This window comes from Vibrio crassostreae 9ZC13 (assembly GCF_000272045.2).
GTDB lineage: Bacteria > Pseudomonadota > Gammaproteobacteria > Enterobacterales > Vibrionaceae > Vibrio > Vibrio crassostreae_C.
On sequence record NZ_AJYZ02000041.1, the window covers coordinates 838,920 to 856,664 of the forward strand.

Here is a 17,745-nt window from a genome sequence, read left to right on the forward strand (position 1 = left end):
ACGGTGTGTCTTATCAAGCAGACACGACCGACCACATCAGTCGCAGTGTCTATCAACAAGAGTTTGATTCAGCGGTGCTATTCGCGAAGCAATCGAGCGAATTAGAAGCTCTGATGCAAGGTTACTGTGAAACGGATAACGTTGAGTTAGACGCTTTGAAAGATCAATGGCAGATCACAATGAACAGCTGGATGGCACTACAAGGCCAAGAAAGAGGTCCAACAGCAGCGCTTGAAGAGAGCTGGAATGTTCAATTCTGGCCAGACAAAAAGAACACGACGGGTCTTAAGATGCGTCAGTTAACTCAGCAGAACAAAGCTTGGACTCAAGACGAAATCGCGCAGCAGAGTGTGACGGTTCAAGGGCTAGGTGCGTTGGAGTGGTCTCTGTACGACGAGCAATCTCCATTACTGCAAGACAAAGCGTCTGGTTGTCTATCTTCACAAGCGATCGCACAAAACTTGGCAATGAAATCGGCCTCTATTGCTGAGGCATGGCAGGTTAACCCTTGGTTAGCGCTAGACGAGACTCGTTGGGAGTCTGAATACATCGCTTTATTGACCAACCAACTTGATTACAGCATGAAAAAGCTGAGTCGCCCGATGGCGAAAATTGGTCATCCGCGTCCTTACTTCTCAGAATCATGGCGTGCACAAACCTCGATGACTCAACTAAAAGCCAATGTAGCAGCACTTCAGAATTTGTACCTTGCCGGTGGCAATGGCCTAGACGGCTTGTTGAGAGAGAAGGGCTTAAACGACCTAGCTGATCGCGTTGCTGACCAGTTCACATTGACGCTAGATACTTGGCCTACAGACTCAAGCTTGTTTGAGTTATTGCAGAGCAAAGAGGGCTACCGCGAGGTGCTGACTCAATACAACAAACTAGAACGTTTGAAGTACCTGATTCATGAAGAAGTGGCGATAGAGCTTGGCGTGGTAATAGGATTTAATGCTACCGATGGTGACTGATACTACACGAAGAACCTTACTGAAAGCAGCACTTGGGTGTGCTGCTGTGCCTGTGCTGCCGTTCGGATGTGCTAGCCGTTCAGGTGAAAGCGCATCGAATAAACCTCAGTTGATTGGTTGTGCGCTTAATGGTCGAGGCCAGTATTCCGCGGTTATGGCTGATGAGTATGGCATGCCACTGAGCCAGCTACCTATCCCTGAGCGTGGCCATGGCGTCGCAATCTGCCCAACCTCATCACATGCGGTGGTTTTTGCCCGTCGTCCTGGTGACTATTTTATGGTGTTTGACTACAAAAACGGTCAGCAGATCAAAATGGTGGTGAAAGGTAACAACCGCCACTTCTATGGTCATGGCGTTTACTCATTAGACGGCACACTATTGTATGCCACTGAAGGGAAAACCGACACCAGTCAAGGCGTGATTGGCGTTTACGATGTCGCGCAAGGCTATCGTAAGGTCGAAGAGTTCACTGGTTTCGGTATCGGCCCACATGAAGTGATCATCATGCCGGATGGTAATCTCGCGATCGGCGTTGGTGGCGTTCATACTGATGGTAGAACACCGAAAAACCTCGATTCGATGCTGCCGAGCTTGAGTTATGTTTCTCCTGAAGGTGTGTTACTTGATCAGGTTGAATTGTTGGATAAGAAGCTGAGCATTCGACATTTAGCCCATGATGGTGCTGAAACGGTACTTTGTGGCCAGCAATATCGTGGTGAACCAGATGAGTATCCTTCGCTATTGGCGATGCATACTAAAGGCGGCCAGTTTGTATCACTGAACGCAGAGCCTGAGCAATGGGCAAGGTTCAATCACTATATCGCCAGTATTGCGGCGTCAGACGATTGGATTATTGCGACTTCGCCAAGAGGCAATTGCTACGGTATTTGGTCGAAAGAGACCAAAGAATTAGTAGAACTGTCTGCATTATCTGACGCTTCTGGTGCTGTGCTGTTTGATGGTGAGTTTCGATTAAGCTCTGGGGCGGGCAGTGTGGTTAGCCAGCGCAAGCCTTATGAGAAATCAACTCAGCAATCATCGGTCCAGTGGGATAACCATTGGAGTTCAATCTGATTTATAAAGCCTCTTAAAAATAACATGCTTACTCCGATTTCTTTGCCATACTTATGAGATGGTTGGTGATGGAGTTAAGCATGTTCGCAAAATACTTCTGTGGATTATTAGTTCTAGTTTCTGTGCACGCATGGAGCTATACGAGTTCTGACGAGAGCCGATTTCTTCCGGCTGATTCGGAGCTCTCTTTTATGCTGATTTATCCAGAGCTTACCCAGAGTATTTATCAAGACTCATCTCTGCCTATTCTTTGGGATTCACCTGAACTTGTTAAGGCGTTTGAATTTCAATTGTCGCTTCTCGAACAAGCTCAAATGGCACCACTCTTCGATCGACAACTCAAGCAAATTCGTCACTATCAATCCCATGCTCAATGGCAAGAGTCGGACATATTACTCACCGATACTTTTATCTACTACCTGAGCTACGTTGAAAATGCGCCGCTTGCCGGTAAAGAGTGGTACTTCTCGGGCAAGCTGCATTCCAAATTACCAGCGCCTTCTCCGCATATCCTGATGAGATTAAAAAGCAGCGTCGCCAATGATTACTTATTGGAGATGGTGTTGTCTTACGCGCCGCCTGTTGGGGATTTTGACCAATTCAAAGCAACCTATTCGGTGTTAGAAACCGCCTCTGAACTCAATATTGAACGATATAGACAGAAAGGTTTGAAGCGCTTGGGTGACGAGCTTTCAGACAAGACGGTTCTTGTTGAGCGCATTGCTTTGGTTGGTGTTGATACCTCGATGATCGCGGTCGATTTTCCCAAGTTCGATCGAGATCTGCAAAAGGCGATTAAATCTTTCCAACGCATGCACGGTCTTACGGATGATGGGATCATCGGGCCAGACACGATCAAATGGATCAATATGGGCTTTGATGATCGACTTACTTCCCTAGCATTGAACGCCGAGCGTGCCCGCTTATGGCCAAGAAATAGAGACTCACTGATTGTGGTGAATGTACCTAGTTTTGATATGAAGTATTGGGAAGATGGGGAAGAGGTTTTTGAATCTAAAGTTGTGGTTGGGAGAAAATCGAGAAAAACACCACTCTTAGAGATAAAGCTTGATTCGGTTATCTTAAATCCGACTTGGAACGTGCCATGGAAAATCATGGTTAAAGATATCTTGCCTAAAGTAAAAGCCGACGAGAGTTATCTTGAAACACACAATTTTCAAGTGATCGATGGTTGGCGTTCGATGGAAACTGTCGATACTACCGAGATAGATTGGCAAACGATTAACTTTAACTCTTTTCCTTATCGAATGCGCCAGCAAGCAGGCTCTAGTAACGCATTGGGTTTGTATAAGTTCAATACGCCCAACAAGCGAGCCATCTATCTCCATGACACCCCAAGTAAAAGCTTGTTTAACGATGACTTCCGCGCCTATAGCTCTGGTTGTATTCGTGTTGAGCATGCCGAGGAACTCGCGGAGTTGTTATTTGCGACTAAGGTAAAGAAAGTGCCGAATCAGGATGATGAACTTGCGCCCAATACTAAGGTTCGTCTCAAGAAGCGAATTCCAGTGCATATCATTTATCAAACCGTGTTGTTTGAAGAAGGAGGCATACAATACCGCGGTGATATCTACCAATATGATAAAGAGGGCGGTTGATTGAAATATGGTCAAGAAAGGTGATCTTGACTGAAAAATGACAACCAAGCTTCTATTGATAAAATTATAATGAGTATCAATAACTAACCGTGCAAAGGTTACAAATACTAACGTTTTGCACGGTTTTTGTACGTTGACGCAGCAAATTCCATTATGTATCGTGCATTTTTCGTTCGATCTAATTGGTTTTTTTGCTGTATGTCTCAAAGTTTATTTTCACGCCGTCAGTTTCTGACTTACGCTGGTGGTACTGCTGTAGTCGCCTCTCTTACTCCTTCTATCGCTTTCGCTTCATACCCGGATCAACCAAGAACGATTAGCATGAACAATCTTCACACTGGTGAACGATTAGAGACTTGTTATTTCGATGGCACTAACTATGTTGGTGACGAGATGGCACGCCTTAGCAAACTGTGCCGTGACTTCCGCCGCAATGAGATTCATCCAATGGATAAGAACCTGTTTGATCAGATCACTCAGATTCAAAATGTACTGGGTATTCAAAAAGAAGTTCAAATCATCTCTGGCTACCGCTCTCCAGCAACCAACGAAGCGTTGCGCTCTAAGTCGAGTGGTGTCGCTAAAAAGAGCTATCACATGCTTGGTAAAGCGATCGATTTTCGTATCGATGGTGTTGATTTAAAGGAACTGAGAGACGTAGCTAAAAGTCTGCAAGCAGGTGGTGTTGGTTATTACGCTCGTAGTAACTTCATCCACATTGATACTGGTCCAGTTCGCAGCTGGTAGAGCTAAGCTGAGTTATTGAGTGATACGGTAGGCACTTGTCAAAGTAGACATCCAATGTCATAGTTTGCCCAAATTTCAGTTTGTTCTAATAATTCGGTTTATTGCTGCTCAGTTTGTTGCTGTTTAGTTTGTTATTGTTGGGTTTGTTGCCAATAACATAGCGATATTCGAGTTGTTCACCAGATTCGCTCTTTAAGGTTTGTATATGTCTCTTAAGTATCAAGTTGTACCTGTTACCTCTTTTTCTCAGAACTGCTCGATTGTGTGGTGTGATGAAACCATGGAAGGCATCGTTGTCGATCCGGGCGGTGATGTTCAACAACTCGCGGCTATCATTGAAGAACTCGGTGTTAAGGTTGTGAACTTGGTACTGACGCACGGTCACTTAGATCATGTTGGCGGTACGGTACCACTTGCTGAGATCTTGAAGGTTGAAATTGTGGGCCCGCATAAGGCAGACAACTTCTGGCTACAAGGTCTAGAGAATCAAAGTCAGATGTTTGGTTTCCCACTGTGTAAAGCTTTTGAACCAAACACTTGGTTAGAAGAGGGCGACAAAGTCACTTTTGGTAATCAAGTGATTGATGTGATTCACACGCCGGGCCACACGCCAGGTCACGTTGTACTGTTCAGTGAGCAAGCTCGTTTAGCGTTTGTGGGTGATGTGTTGTTTAACGGCGCAATTGGCCGTACTGACTTCCCACAAGGTGACTTCAATACGCTTATCGCTTCAATCAAGACTAAGCTTTGGCCACTAGGCAGTGACGTAACATTCGTTCCGGGCCATGGTCCTGAATCGACATTCGGTCGCGAGCGTGCATCAAACCCGTTCGTCGCAGATGAAATGCCTCTGTACTAATTAAATCTTTGATTTTCCAACCGATTGTTTGTGTCGATTGATTGAAAATGAAGCTTAGCTTTTGTCCTGAAAGCTAAGCTTTTTTATTGTGTGTGAACTTACTGGTAAACCTTAATCAGAAAGACGTTCAGCGGCAGCCAAGTAGCGTCGAGCCAGCCCCACAAACTCTTCTCCACTCATATTCAAATCATGGGTTGATATGAAAATGTCATAACCGTGGAAGCCCCTTTGATATTTCATTCTGTTGGCAAGCATCGCCTGCAATCCAGAATAGTTTTTAATCACCGCGTTTGGACTGTTTGTCTCATTCGGTGAATCAAGGTTGTCCTGTGATTGGTTATCGTTGAAATTTACGTTGTCGGTATTCTGCGACTCTTTGTATTGGCTTAGTTCGACACAGCCACTTTCAGTACAACGCGCATGGTAATGCGATGAGTCGAGAACCATATCCTCAAAGTTGGACTCTTTGCCTGCTTGTTTGGCTCCTAAGTACAAAAGTGCTCGTTGGCTGAGCAATAATTCACAAGTTATTTTAGGGCAAATCGAATCGAGGTAGGGCGAGTAATCTTTTACTTTAATTCCGACCCAGGGCAGAGGTTGATGCCAACCATCTTGTTCATAAGTGCAAAGACCAATTTTTTGGATGTTACTCCATTTTAAAACCCAACCCCCTTTGTAAAAGTGCTGCTGAAAATGAGTCGGGGTAAGTGTGAACATCACTCGGCTGCGCAGCATCAAATAGTAGCCAGTTCCCAGAAGCGCAATACTGCAAAAAGCACCCACGATCAGTAACTTTGGATTGTCACTGTAGAGCGAAACGATCAAGCAAATGAAGCCTAAAATAATGGCGAGGATACGGTACGAGCGAGTGAATGAAGGCAAAGAGAAATTACTAAGGTGACGAGTGTCCATAGGTAACACCAAGTTTTCATATTTTTGTCTGGATGGATAACCAGTGTATATGACCCTGAATTGATAAGTCGATGTTTAAATAATAGACGCTAGTAGACAATATCGGTATTTTTCGTCGACTTTCGACGCTTCACTCTACAAATAGCTCCTGTTTTTTGGTATAAATCGCGCTTCAAATTTTCACCACTGCGAAAAGAGCAGTGAACTGGAGAAATATTCAATGAGACTTGCTCATAAGCGTAAGGTGCAGGCTAAACTGCAGAAACGCACTAAAGCGGCTGTAGTTAAAGCAGTGGCAACGCCGAAAAAAGCGAAGCCTGTCGCAGAGAAAGTTGTAGCAGAAAAAACTGTAGCAGCAAAACCAGCGGTAGAGAAATCAGTAGCAGCAACTAAAGAAGTTGCAGTAGCACTGACTCCTAAGCAACAACAAGTTCTAGACATCGTTGTTAGCAATGCTGAAGGCATTAACCCTAAAGGTATCGGCCTAGAAGCTGGTCAAGAAGACGCGAAAGCAGCTTCATGGGCAACAGGCGCATTGAAAAAACTTCTTGAAGAAAACCTAGTAGCGAAAGAGCAGCTAGCAGGTAACAAGGTTATCTACAAAGCTATCTAATCCTGTGGGATTACATTCGCTTCGTTAAGTTTTTAAGCCTCGATTTTCGAGGCTTTTTTGTATCTGGCACATTATGCCAAGTCCGAGCCCAAATCCAAGCCTAAACCTAGGCTCTATAATCTCAATTCCAATTCGATATACGGCTTAACTGATTAGTGTTGTCTCGTGTCAGAGCTTCGAATCAGCAAGCACTAAATTAGGGCGTTAGCTAGGTAGATCAAGAGAGCAAAGCCTTGATTTTTTCCCCTAAAATACAGCAATGAATAGAGCTTCATCACGAAATGGCAATCAATTGTTAAGAGTATTTAATTATTAATACTTAGGTATTTATCAATACGCATTGCCTTGGTGAATATCCAAACTCCTTTGAAATCGACACTATTCAATCATCTCCTACGTAGTTCTACTTAATCCTTTGGTCTAATACGTAACTTTGTTAACGCCATGCGTGCGTGCTCTCCCTGATATCTTGTTGCCTCATCACGGTGCACTCTCATGTTTAATCATAAAAAATGCTCATAGAAAGAGTGTTAACCCAACAAAGGACGTGAACATGAGTCTCATTTCTAACTCCCTCACACGAGTTTTTAAAAACGTTGCAGTAACTGCTGCGGCTTGTTTAGCTTTGGTCGCTACTGGTGCTACAGCCGCTGATAAGGTTTACCGTTTAAAACTTGCGGAAACTTGGGGACCAAACTTCCCAGTTTTCGGTGATGCAACCAAAAACATGGCGGCGATGGCTGAGAAGATGTCGAATGGTCGACTGCAAATCAGAATCGATTCAGCAAACAAACACAAAGCACCTCTTGGCGTTTTTGACATGGTTAAGTCTGGTCAATACGACATGGGTCACTCAGGCTCTTACTACTGGAAAGGTAAAGTTCCAAACACTCTTTACTTCACTTCTATGCCTTTCGGTATGACGCCAGCAGAACAATACGCGTGGTTCTATCACGGTGGTGGTATGGAGTTAATGGAGCAGGTTTACTCTCCACATAACTTGATGTCTTTCCCTGGTGGTAACACGGATATCCAGATGGGGGGGTGGTTTCAAAAAGAGATCAACAGCGTTGAAGATCTACAAGGTCTGAAAATGCGAATCCCGGGCTTTGCAGGCGAGATTCTTGCTGAGCTAGGTGCTAAACCGACGAACATTGCCCCAGGTGAACTTTACACGTCTCTAGAGCGTCGCACGATTGATGCACTAGAGTGGGTAGGTCCATCGCTGGATTTACGAATGGGCTTCCACAAAATCGCGCCTTACTACTACACAGGTTGGCACGAGCCGGGTTCAGAGCTTCAATTCCTAGTGAACAAGCGTACATGGAACAAGCTGCCTGAAGACCTACAAGAAATCTTACGTGTTGCAATGCGTACTGCGGCTTACGACATGTACACACAAGCAACGCACGAAAGTGGTAAGAACTGGGTTTCAATGAAGACAGAATACCCAGATGTACAAGTGAAAGATTTCCCACCAGAGGTTATGTCTGCTCTGAAAGAAGCGAACGATCGCCTACTGGCTGCACATGCTGAGAAAGATGAGCTAGCAAAAGAGATTCAAGCTTCACAAGCAAGCTACCTAGAGCAAGTACGTTCATGGACGGATATTTCCCACAGAGCTTACCTAAATAGCCAAGCGAAATAATCGACAGTTGTTGAACTGAATCTAAATGAACCCGAAGCTTTTCTTATTGAATATTTGAGAGTGAATAAGCCGAGGGTTCATTTAAAACATAATAACTAAGCAGGATAAATCTTGTATTACGCTCAAGAACCCTTTCTACGTCGTGCCTATTGCTAGCTATAAACTGAATCGTTTTTAGTTGGGTTAGCTGTACTGCAAGATGTCTTTTCAAATTCCATGGAGTCGGGAATGCGAAGTCTAATTTATATTGAACGCCTGTTTAATCGTATCGGTGACGCACTGGGATGGCTTTCCAGTATGTTGTTTATTTTACTTATCGCCAACGTCGTGTATGACGTTGTCATGAGATATGCCTTCAACGATGTCTCTATCGCCTTCCAAGAGATGGAATGGCACCTTTTCTCCGCCGTTTTCCTACTCGGTGTTCCTTATGCCATCAAGGCTGGTGGCCATGTTCGAGTTGACGTGTTCTATGAGCAACTGAGCTTTAAAGCACAAGCGATTATTGACCTGCTTGGCACGCTTATCTTTCTACTTCCGTTTTGCCTGCTGGTGGCTTGGTTTGGTATCGATGTTGCCAAAGAGAGTTATGAACTGGGTGAAACCTCAGGCGATCCCGGTGGCCTGCCGTATCGCTGGATCATCAAAGCTATGATCCCGCTGTCATTCTTTTTGATGGCACTTAGTGGCGTAGGTTTGATCCTGCATTCACTGAATAAGATTTTTAATCCGCACCTTATCCACGCAAATAATATCCACACAAAGAATTAGTAGAGGCTGACATGATTGGAATAGTAATGTTTTTTGTCGCCTTGTTTGCACTTTTACTTGGCTTCCCAGTAGCGTTTACCTTTGGCGGTATCGCATTAATCTTTGGTGTTTGGGCTGAGGGCATTGAGATGTTTGCCTTCATGCCATATCGAATTCAATCGATCATGGAAAATACGGTGCTGATGGCCGTTCCATTGTTTGTTTTCATGGGGCTTGTTCTACAGAAGACCAAGCTTGCTGAGCAGTTGCTTGAGTCTATGGGCAGATTGTTTGGTGGGGTTCGTGGTGGTATCGCGATTTCAACCGTATTAGTAGGTTCACTACTTGCGGCTTCTACTGGCGTGGTTGGTGCTTCTGTTGTTGCTATGGGACTTATCTCCCTACCTGTAATGCTCAAGTACAATTACGACAAAGGCTTAGCCTGCGGCACTATTTGTGCGTCTGGTACGCTAGGGCAGATCATTCCACCCTCCATCGTATTGATTCTATTGGGTGATGTTCTAGGTGTTCCTGTAGGCGACTTGTTCCAAGCGGCGATTTGGCCGGGCGTGATGCTGGTCGGCGCGTACATCGTTTATATCTTGATATACGCAAAGCTACACCCTGAAGCGGCTCAACCTATTGAACGTGATGACTCCATCAGCCGTAAGCAGGAAGTGTTTAATGCACTGAAAGCGATTCTTCCGCCTCTAGCGTTAATCATTGTTGTACTGGGCTCTATCTTCGCAGGTGTTGCTACGCCAACAGAGTCAGCCGCATTAGGTGGCGCGGGTGCGATGATACTTGCACTGCTTTACGGTCAATTTAGTTGGTCGATGGTGTACGAGGCGTCGAAAGAGACGGTGAAAGTAACGGCGATGGTATTTGCTATCTTGTTGGGTGCAACGGCATTCTCAATGGCGTTTACCTACACTGGTGGCGACTATCTGGTTGAAGAGTGGATGCTACAACTGCCAGGTGAAAAATGGGGCTTCCTGATCATTACCATGCTGGTGATTCTGATTCTGGGTTTCTTCATCGACTTCGTAGAGATCTGTTTCATCATCGTGCCGATCATTGCGCCAGTTGCTGAACTGATGGGCATCAACATGACATGGTTCGCTATCCTTATTGCGATGAACCTACAAACTTCCTTCTTAACGCCGCCATTTGGTTTTAGTTTGTTCTATTTAAAAGGCGTAGCACCGAAAGGCGTGACGACTAAGGACATCTACCGAGGTGTGATGCCGTTCATTCTGATTCAAATCCTCGTACTTGGATCACTTCTCGCTTTCCCATCTTTCTATGGAATGTGAGTGAAGCCAAGAATGTGAATGATATGTTTCGACGGCTATCTATAAATTGCTAAAGTAAAACGGCTTATTGATGTTCAGTAAGCCGTTTTTTGTGAGGGAAAGGAATGCCTCTAAAAGCCAAGCTGATTTTGCTGACGTTGCTCCCGTTGCTGCTGGTAACGGCGAGTATTAGTTGGATCTCGCTGCACCAGACTAAGACGTTAGGCGCTAAAGAAGTCGAGATCTTTAGAGACAGCCTAATCAAGTCGCGTGAAAACGCCCTCAAAGACACGGTTGATCTCGCGTTCGACGCCATAGAACACGTCTATAACGATCCAAATATCCAAGAAGCCCAAGCCAAAAAAAAAGTTCGAACCATATTGTCTAAACTTAGATATGGCTCTGATGGGTACTTCTTCGCATACGATCGCCTCGGGACCAACTTGGTTCATCCAATTCAGCCAGAATTGATAGGCCAAAACCTACTCCAACTGCAAGATGAAGATGGCGATTTTCTGATAGAGGCTCTGTTAAGAGAAGCGCAAACCGGAGGCGGGTTTCACCAGTATTTGTGGCAAAAACCGTCGACGGGTGAGGTGGTGTCTAAGCTGAGCTACGCCGCTTGGTTAGAGCGTTGGGACTGGATGATTGGCACCGGCTTGTATATTGAAGACGTACACCAAGAAGTGGCTTCGATGCAGGCTGCGATAAATAAGAATATTGAAACCACGTTCTTTTCGATTGTGGTGATTTTGAGCGTAACGGTCGCGGTCATCATCGTGCTGACCTTGGCTATTAACATGCATGAACATCGGATTGCTGATAACAACTTAAAGGAGCTGGCGCATAAGACGGTGATGTTCCAAGAAGACGAGAAGAAGCATCTAGCGCGTGAGTTGCATGATGGTATTAACCAATTATTAGTGTCGAGTCGTTGCCATTTGGAACTGCTCGGTAATAAGCTACAAAATGAAGACCTTAAAGCACATTTGAATAAGTCGCAGCATTCACTGATGCGAGCGATCGAAGAAGTGAGGCACATCTCGCATCAACTTCGTCCAAGTTCATTGGATGACATAGGCTTAGAAGCGGCATTGTCTTCATTACTGTTAGATTTTCAGGCGCACTCGGGCATAGAAGTCGAGACCATGTTTGCTACTCAACCTGGTAAGTTAAAATCAGAGGCGGCGACGACCCTATATCGAGTCGTGCAAGAGTCGCTGAATAATATAGAAAAACATGCACAAGCGACCAAAGTAACGGTTATCGCTCAGCAAATTGGTAATGTGTTGCAACTACTGATTCAAGATAACGGTGTCGGTTTCAACACCTATAAAGCGATGGAAAAACGAGGGATCGGGCTGCGTAACATGAGAGAGCGAGTGGAGTTCATCGGTGGTGACTTTGAATTGATGAGTGAGATTGGCCTCGGAACGGAAATTACAGTGTTACTGACACTAGAGGGATTAATGAATGAGTGAAGTTATTCGAGTTGTGATTGCTGATGATCACCAAGTGGTACTGGATGGCTTTATGGCGAGATTGGAACTCGAGCCAGATATTAGCGTGATAGGTACCGCCAGCAATGGACTAGAAGCGGTAGAGGTCGTTAAGTCTCTGCGCCCTGATGTGGTGTTGATGGATATCAGCATGCCTATCATGAATGGCATTGATGCCACCCATCTGATTAAAGAAGAAGACCCAGAAGCCAAGGTCCTGATGCTGACCATGCATAACAACCGTGAATACATCATGAAGGTGATGCAGTCGGGTGCTGTCGGTTACATGTTGAAAGAGATTTCGGCTGAAAAAATGGTACAGGCAATCAAAACGGTCAATCAAGGATCGACCTATTTCTGTGAAAAAGTCACGCAGAATTTGTTTACTCAGCCGATTACTCCCACGCCATCTGTCAAGAATCCATTGAGCAGACGTGAAGAGGCTGTGCTGAAATTAGTCGCAAAAGGGGAGAGCAGTAAAGAGGTCGCAAAGGCGCTGAATATCAGCTATCGAACGGTAGAAACCCATAGGCAAAATATTAAGCATAAGCTCGATATTCACTCTACGGCAGAGCTTGCTAAATATGCGGTCAGCTCCGGGCTTGTGGACTGATCTTACGCTAAATAACGTTAAATGTGTAATTTAATTACTAAATGTGTAATTTACGCCTCCTTTATGGAGGTTTTTTTAGTATTTTTGCGACAGGTTGATATTCTTCTTTTCGAAATTTAAGCGCCGAATGCAATGTTGCAAACTGTGCGCTGCAAATTAGAGAGGAAGCATGGAGCCTGTAAAAGATAGGTATAGTATTGAAAATACCGATTATACAGTAGGACAAGATAACGTTCAGAAATGGGGTTTTGATGTTCATAACCCAGTATTTGGAATCAGTGCAGGGGCGATCATTATCTTCCTGTTGGCACTTCTAGTCGCAGACCCTGAAACCGCAAAAGTGGCGCTTGATGGAATCAAATGGAAAGTCATTGGTAACTTCGATGGTTTCTTCATGTGGGCAGCAAACATCTTCGTAATTTTCTGTTTTGCCCTCATTGTCTCCCCGTATGGCAAGATACGTATTGGTGGCAATGATGCCAAAGCAGAGCACTCAAACCTATCTTGGATGTCGATGTTATTCGCCGCAGGAATGGGTATTGGCTTAATGTTCTGGGGTGTTGCTGAGCCAGTAGCTTATTTCACTGGCTGGTATGAAACACCACTAGGTGTTGAAGCTTACTCTCCTGAAGCGGCGAAGTTGGCTCTTGGTGCAACCATCTACAACTGGGGTCTGCACGGTTGGGCGATTTACGCGGTTGTTGCTCTAGCGCTTGCCTTCTTCACCTTCAATAAAGGTTTACCTCTATCAATCCGCTCTATTTTCTACCCTATCTTGGGTGATAGAACTTGGGGTTGGTTTGGTCATATTGTTGATATCGTCGCTGTGCTTGCAACGCTATTTGGCCTTGCAACTTCATTGGGCTTAGGTGCTCAACAAGCGACCAGTGGTATTAACCATGTATTTGGTACCGATGGCGGTATTGGCATGCAGCTGATTGTTATCGCAGTGGTTACTTTCTTAGCGACAATGTCCGTGGTTCGTGGCATCAACGGTGGTGTAAAGCTTCTGAGTAATGTGAACATGCTGGTTGCTTTGGGCTTACTTATCTTCGTTACCATCGCTGGTGGCATGGCGGGTATTAAAGCAATCCCAACCGCGCTAATGGGCTACATTGAAAACTTCATTCCCTTAAGCAATCCTCACGGTCGTGATGACGAAACGTGGATGCAAGGTTGGACGGTATTCTACTGGGCGTGGTGGATGTCTTGGTCACCATTCGTAGGCATGTTCATCGCTCGTATCTCTAAAGGTCGAACGATTCGTGAATTCATCGTTGCTGTATTGTTCATCCCAACGACAGTAATCATCATCTGGATGGCTATTTTCGGTGGCATCGCGATTGATCAAGTGGCGAACAAGGTGGGCGAGATTGGTGTGAATGGTCTGCAAGATATTACACTTTCTCTTTTCCATACTTACGATGCTCTGCCAATGAGCTCTGTGCTTTCAGTGGTATCGATTGGTTTGATTATGGTGTTCTTTATCACCTCTTCTGATTCAGGCTCATTGGTTATCGATAGCATTACCTCTGGCGGTAAAGTGGATTCACCTGTTCCTCAACGTGTTTTTTGGGCGTTGATGGGCGGTGCGATTGCTGCGGTTCTATTGTGGGTTGGTGGCACAGAATCTATCCAAGCATTGCAAGCCGGTACCGTTTCTATGGCACTTCCATTTGCGTTCATATTATTGCTTATGTGCCTAAGCTTATTGCTAGGTTTACGAACTGAAAATCAATTGGTTAAGCACCAAAATGCTTTGAGTTAAAAGTATTTTTGATAAAAAGGTCGACAGGGTCGACCTTTTTTTCGTCATAAACTTGAGTAATTACGTGAATATTGTTTGAAATTCCATCGAACCGATTCTAGTTTACTGAAAACAACAAGTTAACCTGCTAAACTTCAGACATCCAAGTATTTGAATTATTGTGACAACAGCTTGTACTACTTGGATCGTAGGTTCGAGTTTGTAATTAAGTCGCAGGTAAGTAAGGAATACGAGGTCAATAGACCCTAATAGAATTCCGTAGAGAGGGATGATGACTAAAGGTATAGATAAATACAGTATCGACAGTACGGATTACACTGTCGGTCAAGATAACGTCCAAAAATGGGGTTTTGATGTTCATAACCCAGTATTTGGTATTAGTGCGGGACTTATCGCTTTGTTCCTGATCGGTGTTCTTATTACAGATACCGCTTCAGCAAAGGCTGCGCTAGATGGCGTTAAAGGCCAGATTATCAATTCGTTTGATTGGCTTTTCATCTGGTCGGGTAATATTTTCGTAATTTTCTGCTTAGGTTTGATTGTTTCTCCGTACGGCAAAATCCGCCTTGGTGGTGTTGATGCGACGGCAGATTACTCATTCTTCTCTTGGCTATCGATGCTGTTTGCCGCAGGTATGGGTATCGGCTTGATGTTCTGGAGTGTGGCAGAGCCAGCGGCTTACTTCACGGGTTGGTTTGAAACTCCGTTAGGTGTTGAACCAAACACACCAGAAGCTGCAAAACTGGCATTGGGCGCAACCATGTATCACTGGGGTCTACACCCTTGGGCGATTTATGGCGTAGTAGCACTGTCACTTGCGTTTTTCTCTTACAACAAGGGATTGCCTCTTTCTATCCGTTCTATCTTTTACCCAATTTTAGGTGATAGAGCTTGGGGCTGGGCAGGTCACATTGTTGATATTCTTGCTGTACTTGCAACGCTATTTGGTCTGGCGACATCGTTAGGTCTTGGTGCACAACAAGCGGCAAGTGGTATTCAGCATGTATTCGGCATTGAAGCGGGCTTAGGTCTGCAAGTTATTGTGATTACAGCGGTGACTTTATTGGCGGTAGTATCAGTACTTCGTGGTATTGATGGTGGCGTTAAAGTTATCAGTAACATCAACATGTTGGTGGCTTTCCTACTGCTTATCTTAGTGGCTCTAATCGGCTACGCGGTGACTTTAGGTTCTATCCCAACGACATTGATGGCATACATTGAAAACATCATTCCGTTGAGTAACCCTCACGGTCGTGAAGATGAAACGTGGATGCACGGTTGGACTGTATTCTACTGGGCTTGGTGGATCTCATGGTCTCCATTCGTAGGTATGTTTATCGCACGTGTTTCTAAAGGTCGTACCGTTCGTGAGTTCATCACAGCAGTACTGATTGTACCGACTACAGTGACTATCATTTGGATGTCAGTATTCGGTGGCATGGCGATTGACCAAATCGTGAATAACGTTGGTATTCTTGGTCAAGACGGCCTAACAGATGTATCACTAGCAATGTTCCAAATGTTTGATGCACTGCCGTTCGGGACTCTGCTTTCAATCATTGCGGTTGTATTGGTTCTGGTATTCTTCATTACATCGTCTGACTCAGGCTCTCTAGTAATCGACAGCATCACCGCGGGTGGTAAAGTTGATACGCCTGTGCCTCAACGTGTGTTCTGGGCGTTCCTTGAAGGTGCGATTGCTGTGGCTCTATTGTGGGTTGGTGGTACTGAAGCAGTACAAGCTCTACAAGCGGGTGCAATCTCGACGGCATTACCATTTACCATCATTCTATTACTGATGTGTGTGAGCTTGCTAATGGGTATGCGTACAGAAAAACGCTAGGCTTTTTAAGCTGAAATCTACTGCAATTTATACGCAGTAGAACGGTAAATAATATGAAGGCAGAAGAGGAAACTCTTCTGCCTTTTTTGTTTCCTCTTTACCGTGTTTTCTTGTCTCTTTTAAGCATGTGAAGTGCGATAAAAATGTTAATAACCGTAGAGACAACACCGCCTTAAATTTGGCGATAAGCCAAGGATTTGACATTACTTAAGCTTATGGTTTGCTTAAAATTATATTCCAATATTAAATTGTGAAATTGCTCGAATTTAATACTAATATTGGGTAGTATGCGCGAGATTTCCCACCACTCGTGAAACTTTGACATGAAACTAACACTAAAGCAGAAGTTGATAGGCGCTAGCCTATCTGCTGTTGTCGTTATGGCTACAGCGTTGACTTGGTTGTCAGCAAACCAATTATTTGAACAGACTCGTAATGGCGTATACCTACGAGCTGAAAGCGTATCTGAAGCAGCATCTGAAGGTATTAAAAACTGGATTGATATCCGTACTGATATCGCATCAGCATTTAATGACTTTTCACGAGAGGATGATGTTGTTCCTTTCCTTAGACAAGCTCGTGTAGCGGGTGGCTTTGACGATATCTTTTTAGGTACTCCAGAAGGTGGAATGTACCGTTCACATCCTGAACGTAATCGTGCAGATTACGATCCTCGTCAACGTCCTTGGTACCAAGAAGCAAACGCTGCAGGTAAGCAAATCATTACTACGGCTTACCAAGATGCAATCACCAAAGCACTTCTAGTAACGATCGCAGAACCTGTTCGCCACAATGGCCAACTTGTTGGTGTTGTTGGTGCAGACGTACTGATCGACCAGTTGGTTAACGATGTAATCAGCCTTGATGTTGGTGACAACGCTTACGCAATGCTAATTGATGCCTCTGACGGCACATTTCTAGCACACCCAGATTCAGCACTAAGCTTGAAGCCGGTAAGCCAGCTTTCAAACGATATCTCTATGCCTATCATCGAAAACGCAGTGCGTACGGGTAGCATCGAGATCATCAAAGAGCGCGGCGCAGACAAGCTGCTTTACTTCACGAAGGTGCCTAACACTAACTGGATCTTCGCGGTTCAGATGGACAAAGCAACAGAAGAAGCGAACCACTCAACGCTACTTACTCAGCTGATCATCACTGCTGTCGTTATTACGCTCATCGTAATCGTACTCGTGTCTTGGTTAGTAAGCTTCCTATTCCGCGACCTAAACCGCGTTTCAGCAGCACTTGAAGAAATTGCTTCAGGTGAGGGCGATCTTACTCAACGCCTTGAGCCTAAGAGCGACGACGAAATTGGTCAGCTTGCAGCAAACTTCAACCGCTTTGTGGGTAACATGCACACCATGGTGATCAAGCTAAGCGAAGTATCTGCTGCGCTAGGCAACCAAGCACGTCAAACGGCTTCTCAAGCTGAAGAACGTAGTGCTCGTATCCAAATGCAACAAGACGAGATCAACATGGTAGCAACAGCCGTTAACGAAATGGCTGCAGCAACACAAGAGATCGCAGGTA

At 44.8% G+C, this 17,745-nt stretch carries 15 protein-coding genes; 14 read left to right on the plus strand and 1 reads right to left on the minus strand.

What is annotated here, in order from left to right:
• The 5 genes from A136_RS18200 to A136_RS18220 all read left to right on the plus strand — a co-directional run.
• Nucleotides 1–971: imelysin family protein (locus tag A136_RS18200; protein ID WP_017063568.1), on the plus strand; the 971-nt coding region annotated here is incomplete at its 5' end.
• A complete protein-coding gene (locus tag A136_RS18205; RefSeq protein WP_017063569.1) occupies nucleotides 961–2,046 on the plus strand; it encodes a DUF1513 domain-containing protein in 1,086 nt (361 codons plus the stop codon). The genes A136_RS18200 and A136_RS18205, both read left to right, overlap by 11 nt.
• Nucleotides 2,047–2,126: 80 nt before the next feature.
• A complete protein-coding gene (locus A136_RS18210; protein WP_017063570.1) occupies nucleotides 2,127–3,665 on the plus strand; it encodes a L,D-transpeptidase family protein in 1,539 nt (512 codons plus the stop codon).
• A 198-nt stretch (nucleotides 3,666–3,863) separates the two neighbouring features.
• The gene (locus A136_RS18215; protein ID WP_017060953.1) at nucleotides 3,864–4,412 is read left to right on the plus strand and encodes a YcbK family protein; all 549 of its coding nucleotides are present in this window, start codon (nucleotides 3,864–3,866) and stop codon (nucleotides 4,410–4,412) included.
• 205 nt (nucleotides 4,413–4,617) lie between these two features.
• Nucleotides 4,618–5,271 carry an MBL fold metallo-hydrolase gene (locus A136_RS18220; protein WP_017060954.1) on the plus strand — a complete coding sequence of 218 codons (654 nt, stop codon included), beginning with the start codon at nucleotides 4,618–4,620 and terminating at the stop codon, nucleotides 5,269–5,271.
• A gap of 111 nt (nucleotides 5,272–5,382) precedes the next feature.
• Here A136_RS18220 and A136_RS18225 read toward each other — a convergent pair whose 3' ends face one another.
• Nucleotides 5,383–6,183: a DUF2982 domain-containing protein gene (locus tag A136_RS18225; RefSeq protein WP_017060955.1), complete on the minus strand. Its 801-nt coding sequence runs from the start codon at nucleotides 6,181–6,183 to the stop codon at nucleotides 5,383–5,385.
• A 220-nt stretch (nucleotides 6,184–6,403) separates the two neighbouring features.
• On the opposite strand from A136_RS18225, the gene A136_RS18230 reads away from it, so the two are divergent.
• From A136_RS18230 to A136_RS18270, 9 genes are all read left to right on the plus strand, one after another.
• A complete protein-coding gene (locus A136_RS18230) occupies nucleotides 6,404–6,796 on the plus strand; it encodes a hypothetical protein (RefSeq protein WP_017063571.1) in 393 nt (130 codons plus the stop codon).
• 553 nt (nucleotides 6,797–7,349) lie between these two features.
• Complete coding sequence (locus tag A136_RS18235; RefSeq protein WP_017060957.1) at nucleotides 7,350–8,444, plus strand: TRAP transporter substrate-binding protein; 1,095 nt, start codon at nucleotides 7,350–7,352, stop codon at nucleotides 8,442–8,444.
• Between the two features lie 228 nt (nucleotides 8,445–8,672).
• Nucleotides 8,673–9,215, plus strand: a complete 543-nt coding sequence (locus A136_RS18240) for a TRAP transporter small permease subunit (protein ID WP_017063572.1) — start codon at nucleotides 8,673–8,675, stop codon at nucleotides 9,213–9,215.
• Nucleotides 9,216–9,226: 11 nt separating this feature from the next.
• A complete protein-coding gene (locus A136_RS18245) occupies nucleotides 9,227–10,510 on the plus strand; it encodes a TRAP transporter large permease (protein WP_029235146.1) in 1,284 nt (427 codons plus the stop codon).
• Nucleotides 10,511–10,614: 104 nt separating this feature from the next.
• Nucleotides 10,615–11,970, plus strand: coding sequence for a cache domain-containing protein (locus tag A136_RS18250; protein ID WP_017063573.1), 1,356 nt, complete (start codon nucleotides 10,615–10,617; stop codon nucleotides 11,968–11,970).
• Nucleotides 11,963–12,601, plus strand: coding sequence for a response regulator transcription factor (locus A136_RS18255; protein ID WP_017060961.1), 639 nt, complete (start codon nucleotides 11,963–11,965; stop codon nucleotides 12,599–12,601). Before A136_RS18250 ends, A136_RS18255 begins: the two co-directional genes overlap by 8 nt.
• A 169-nt stretch (nucleotides 12,602–12,770) precedes the next feature.
• Nucleotides 12,771–14,369 carry a BCCT family transporter gene (locus A136_RS18260; protein ID WP_017063574.1) on the plus strand — a complete coding sequence of 533 codons (1,599 nt, stop codon included), beginning with the start codon at nucleotides 12,771–12,773 and terminating at the stop codon, nucleotides 14,367–14,369.
• Nucleotides 14,370–14,640: 271 nt separating this feature from the next.
• On the plus strand, nucleotides 14,641–16,212 hold the full coding sequence (locus A136_RS18265; RefSeq protein WP_017060963.1) for a BCCT family transporter: 1,572 nt from the start codon (nucleotides 14,641–14,643) through the stop codon (nucleotides 16,210–16,212).
• 323 nt (nucleotides 16,213–16,535) lie between these two features.
• Nucleotides 16,536–17,745, plus strand: a 1,210-nt coding sequence (locus A136_RS18270; protein ID WP_017063575.1) for a methyl-accepting chemotaxis protein, incomplete at its 3' end; no start/stop codon positions are given.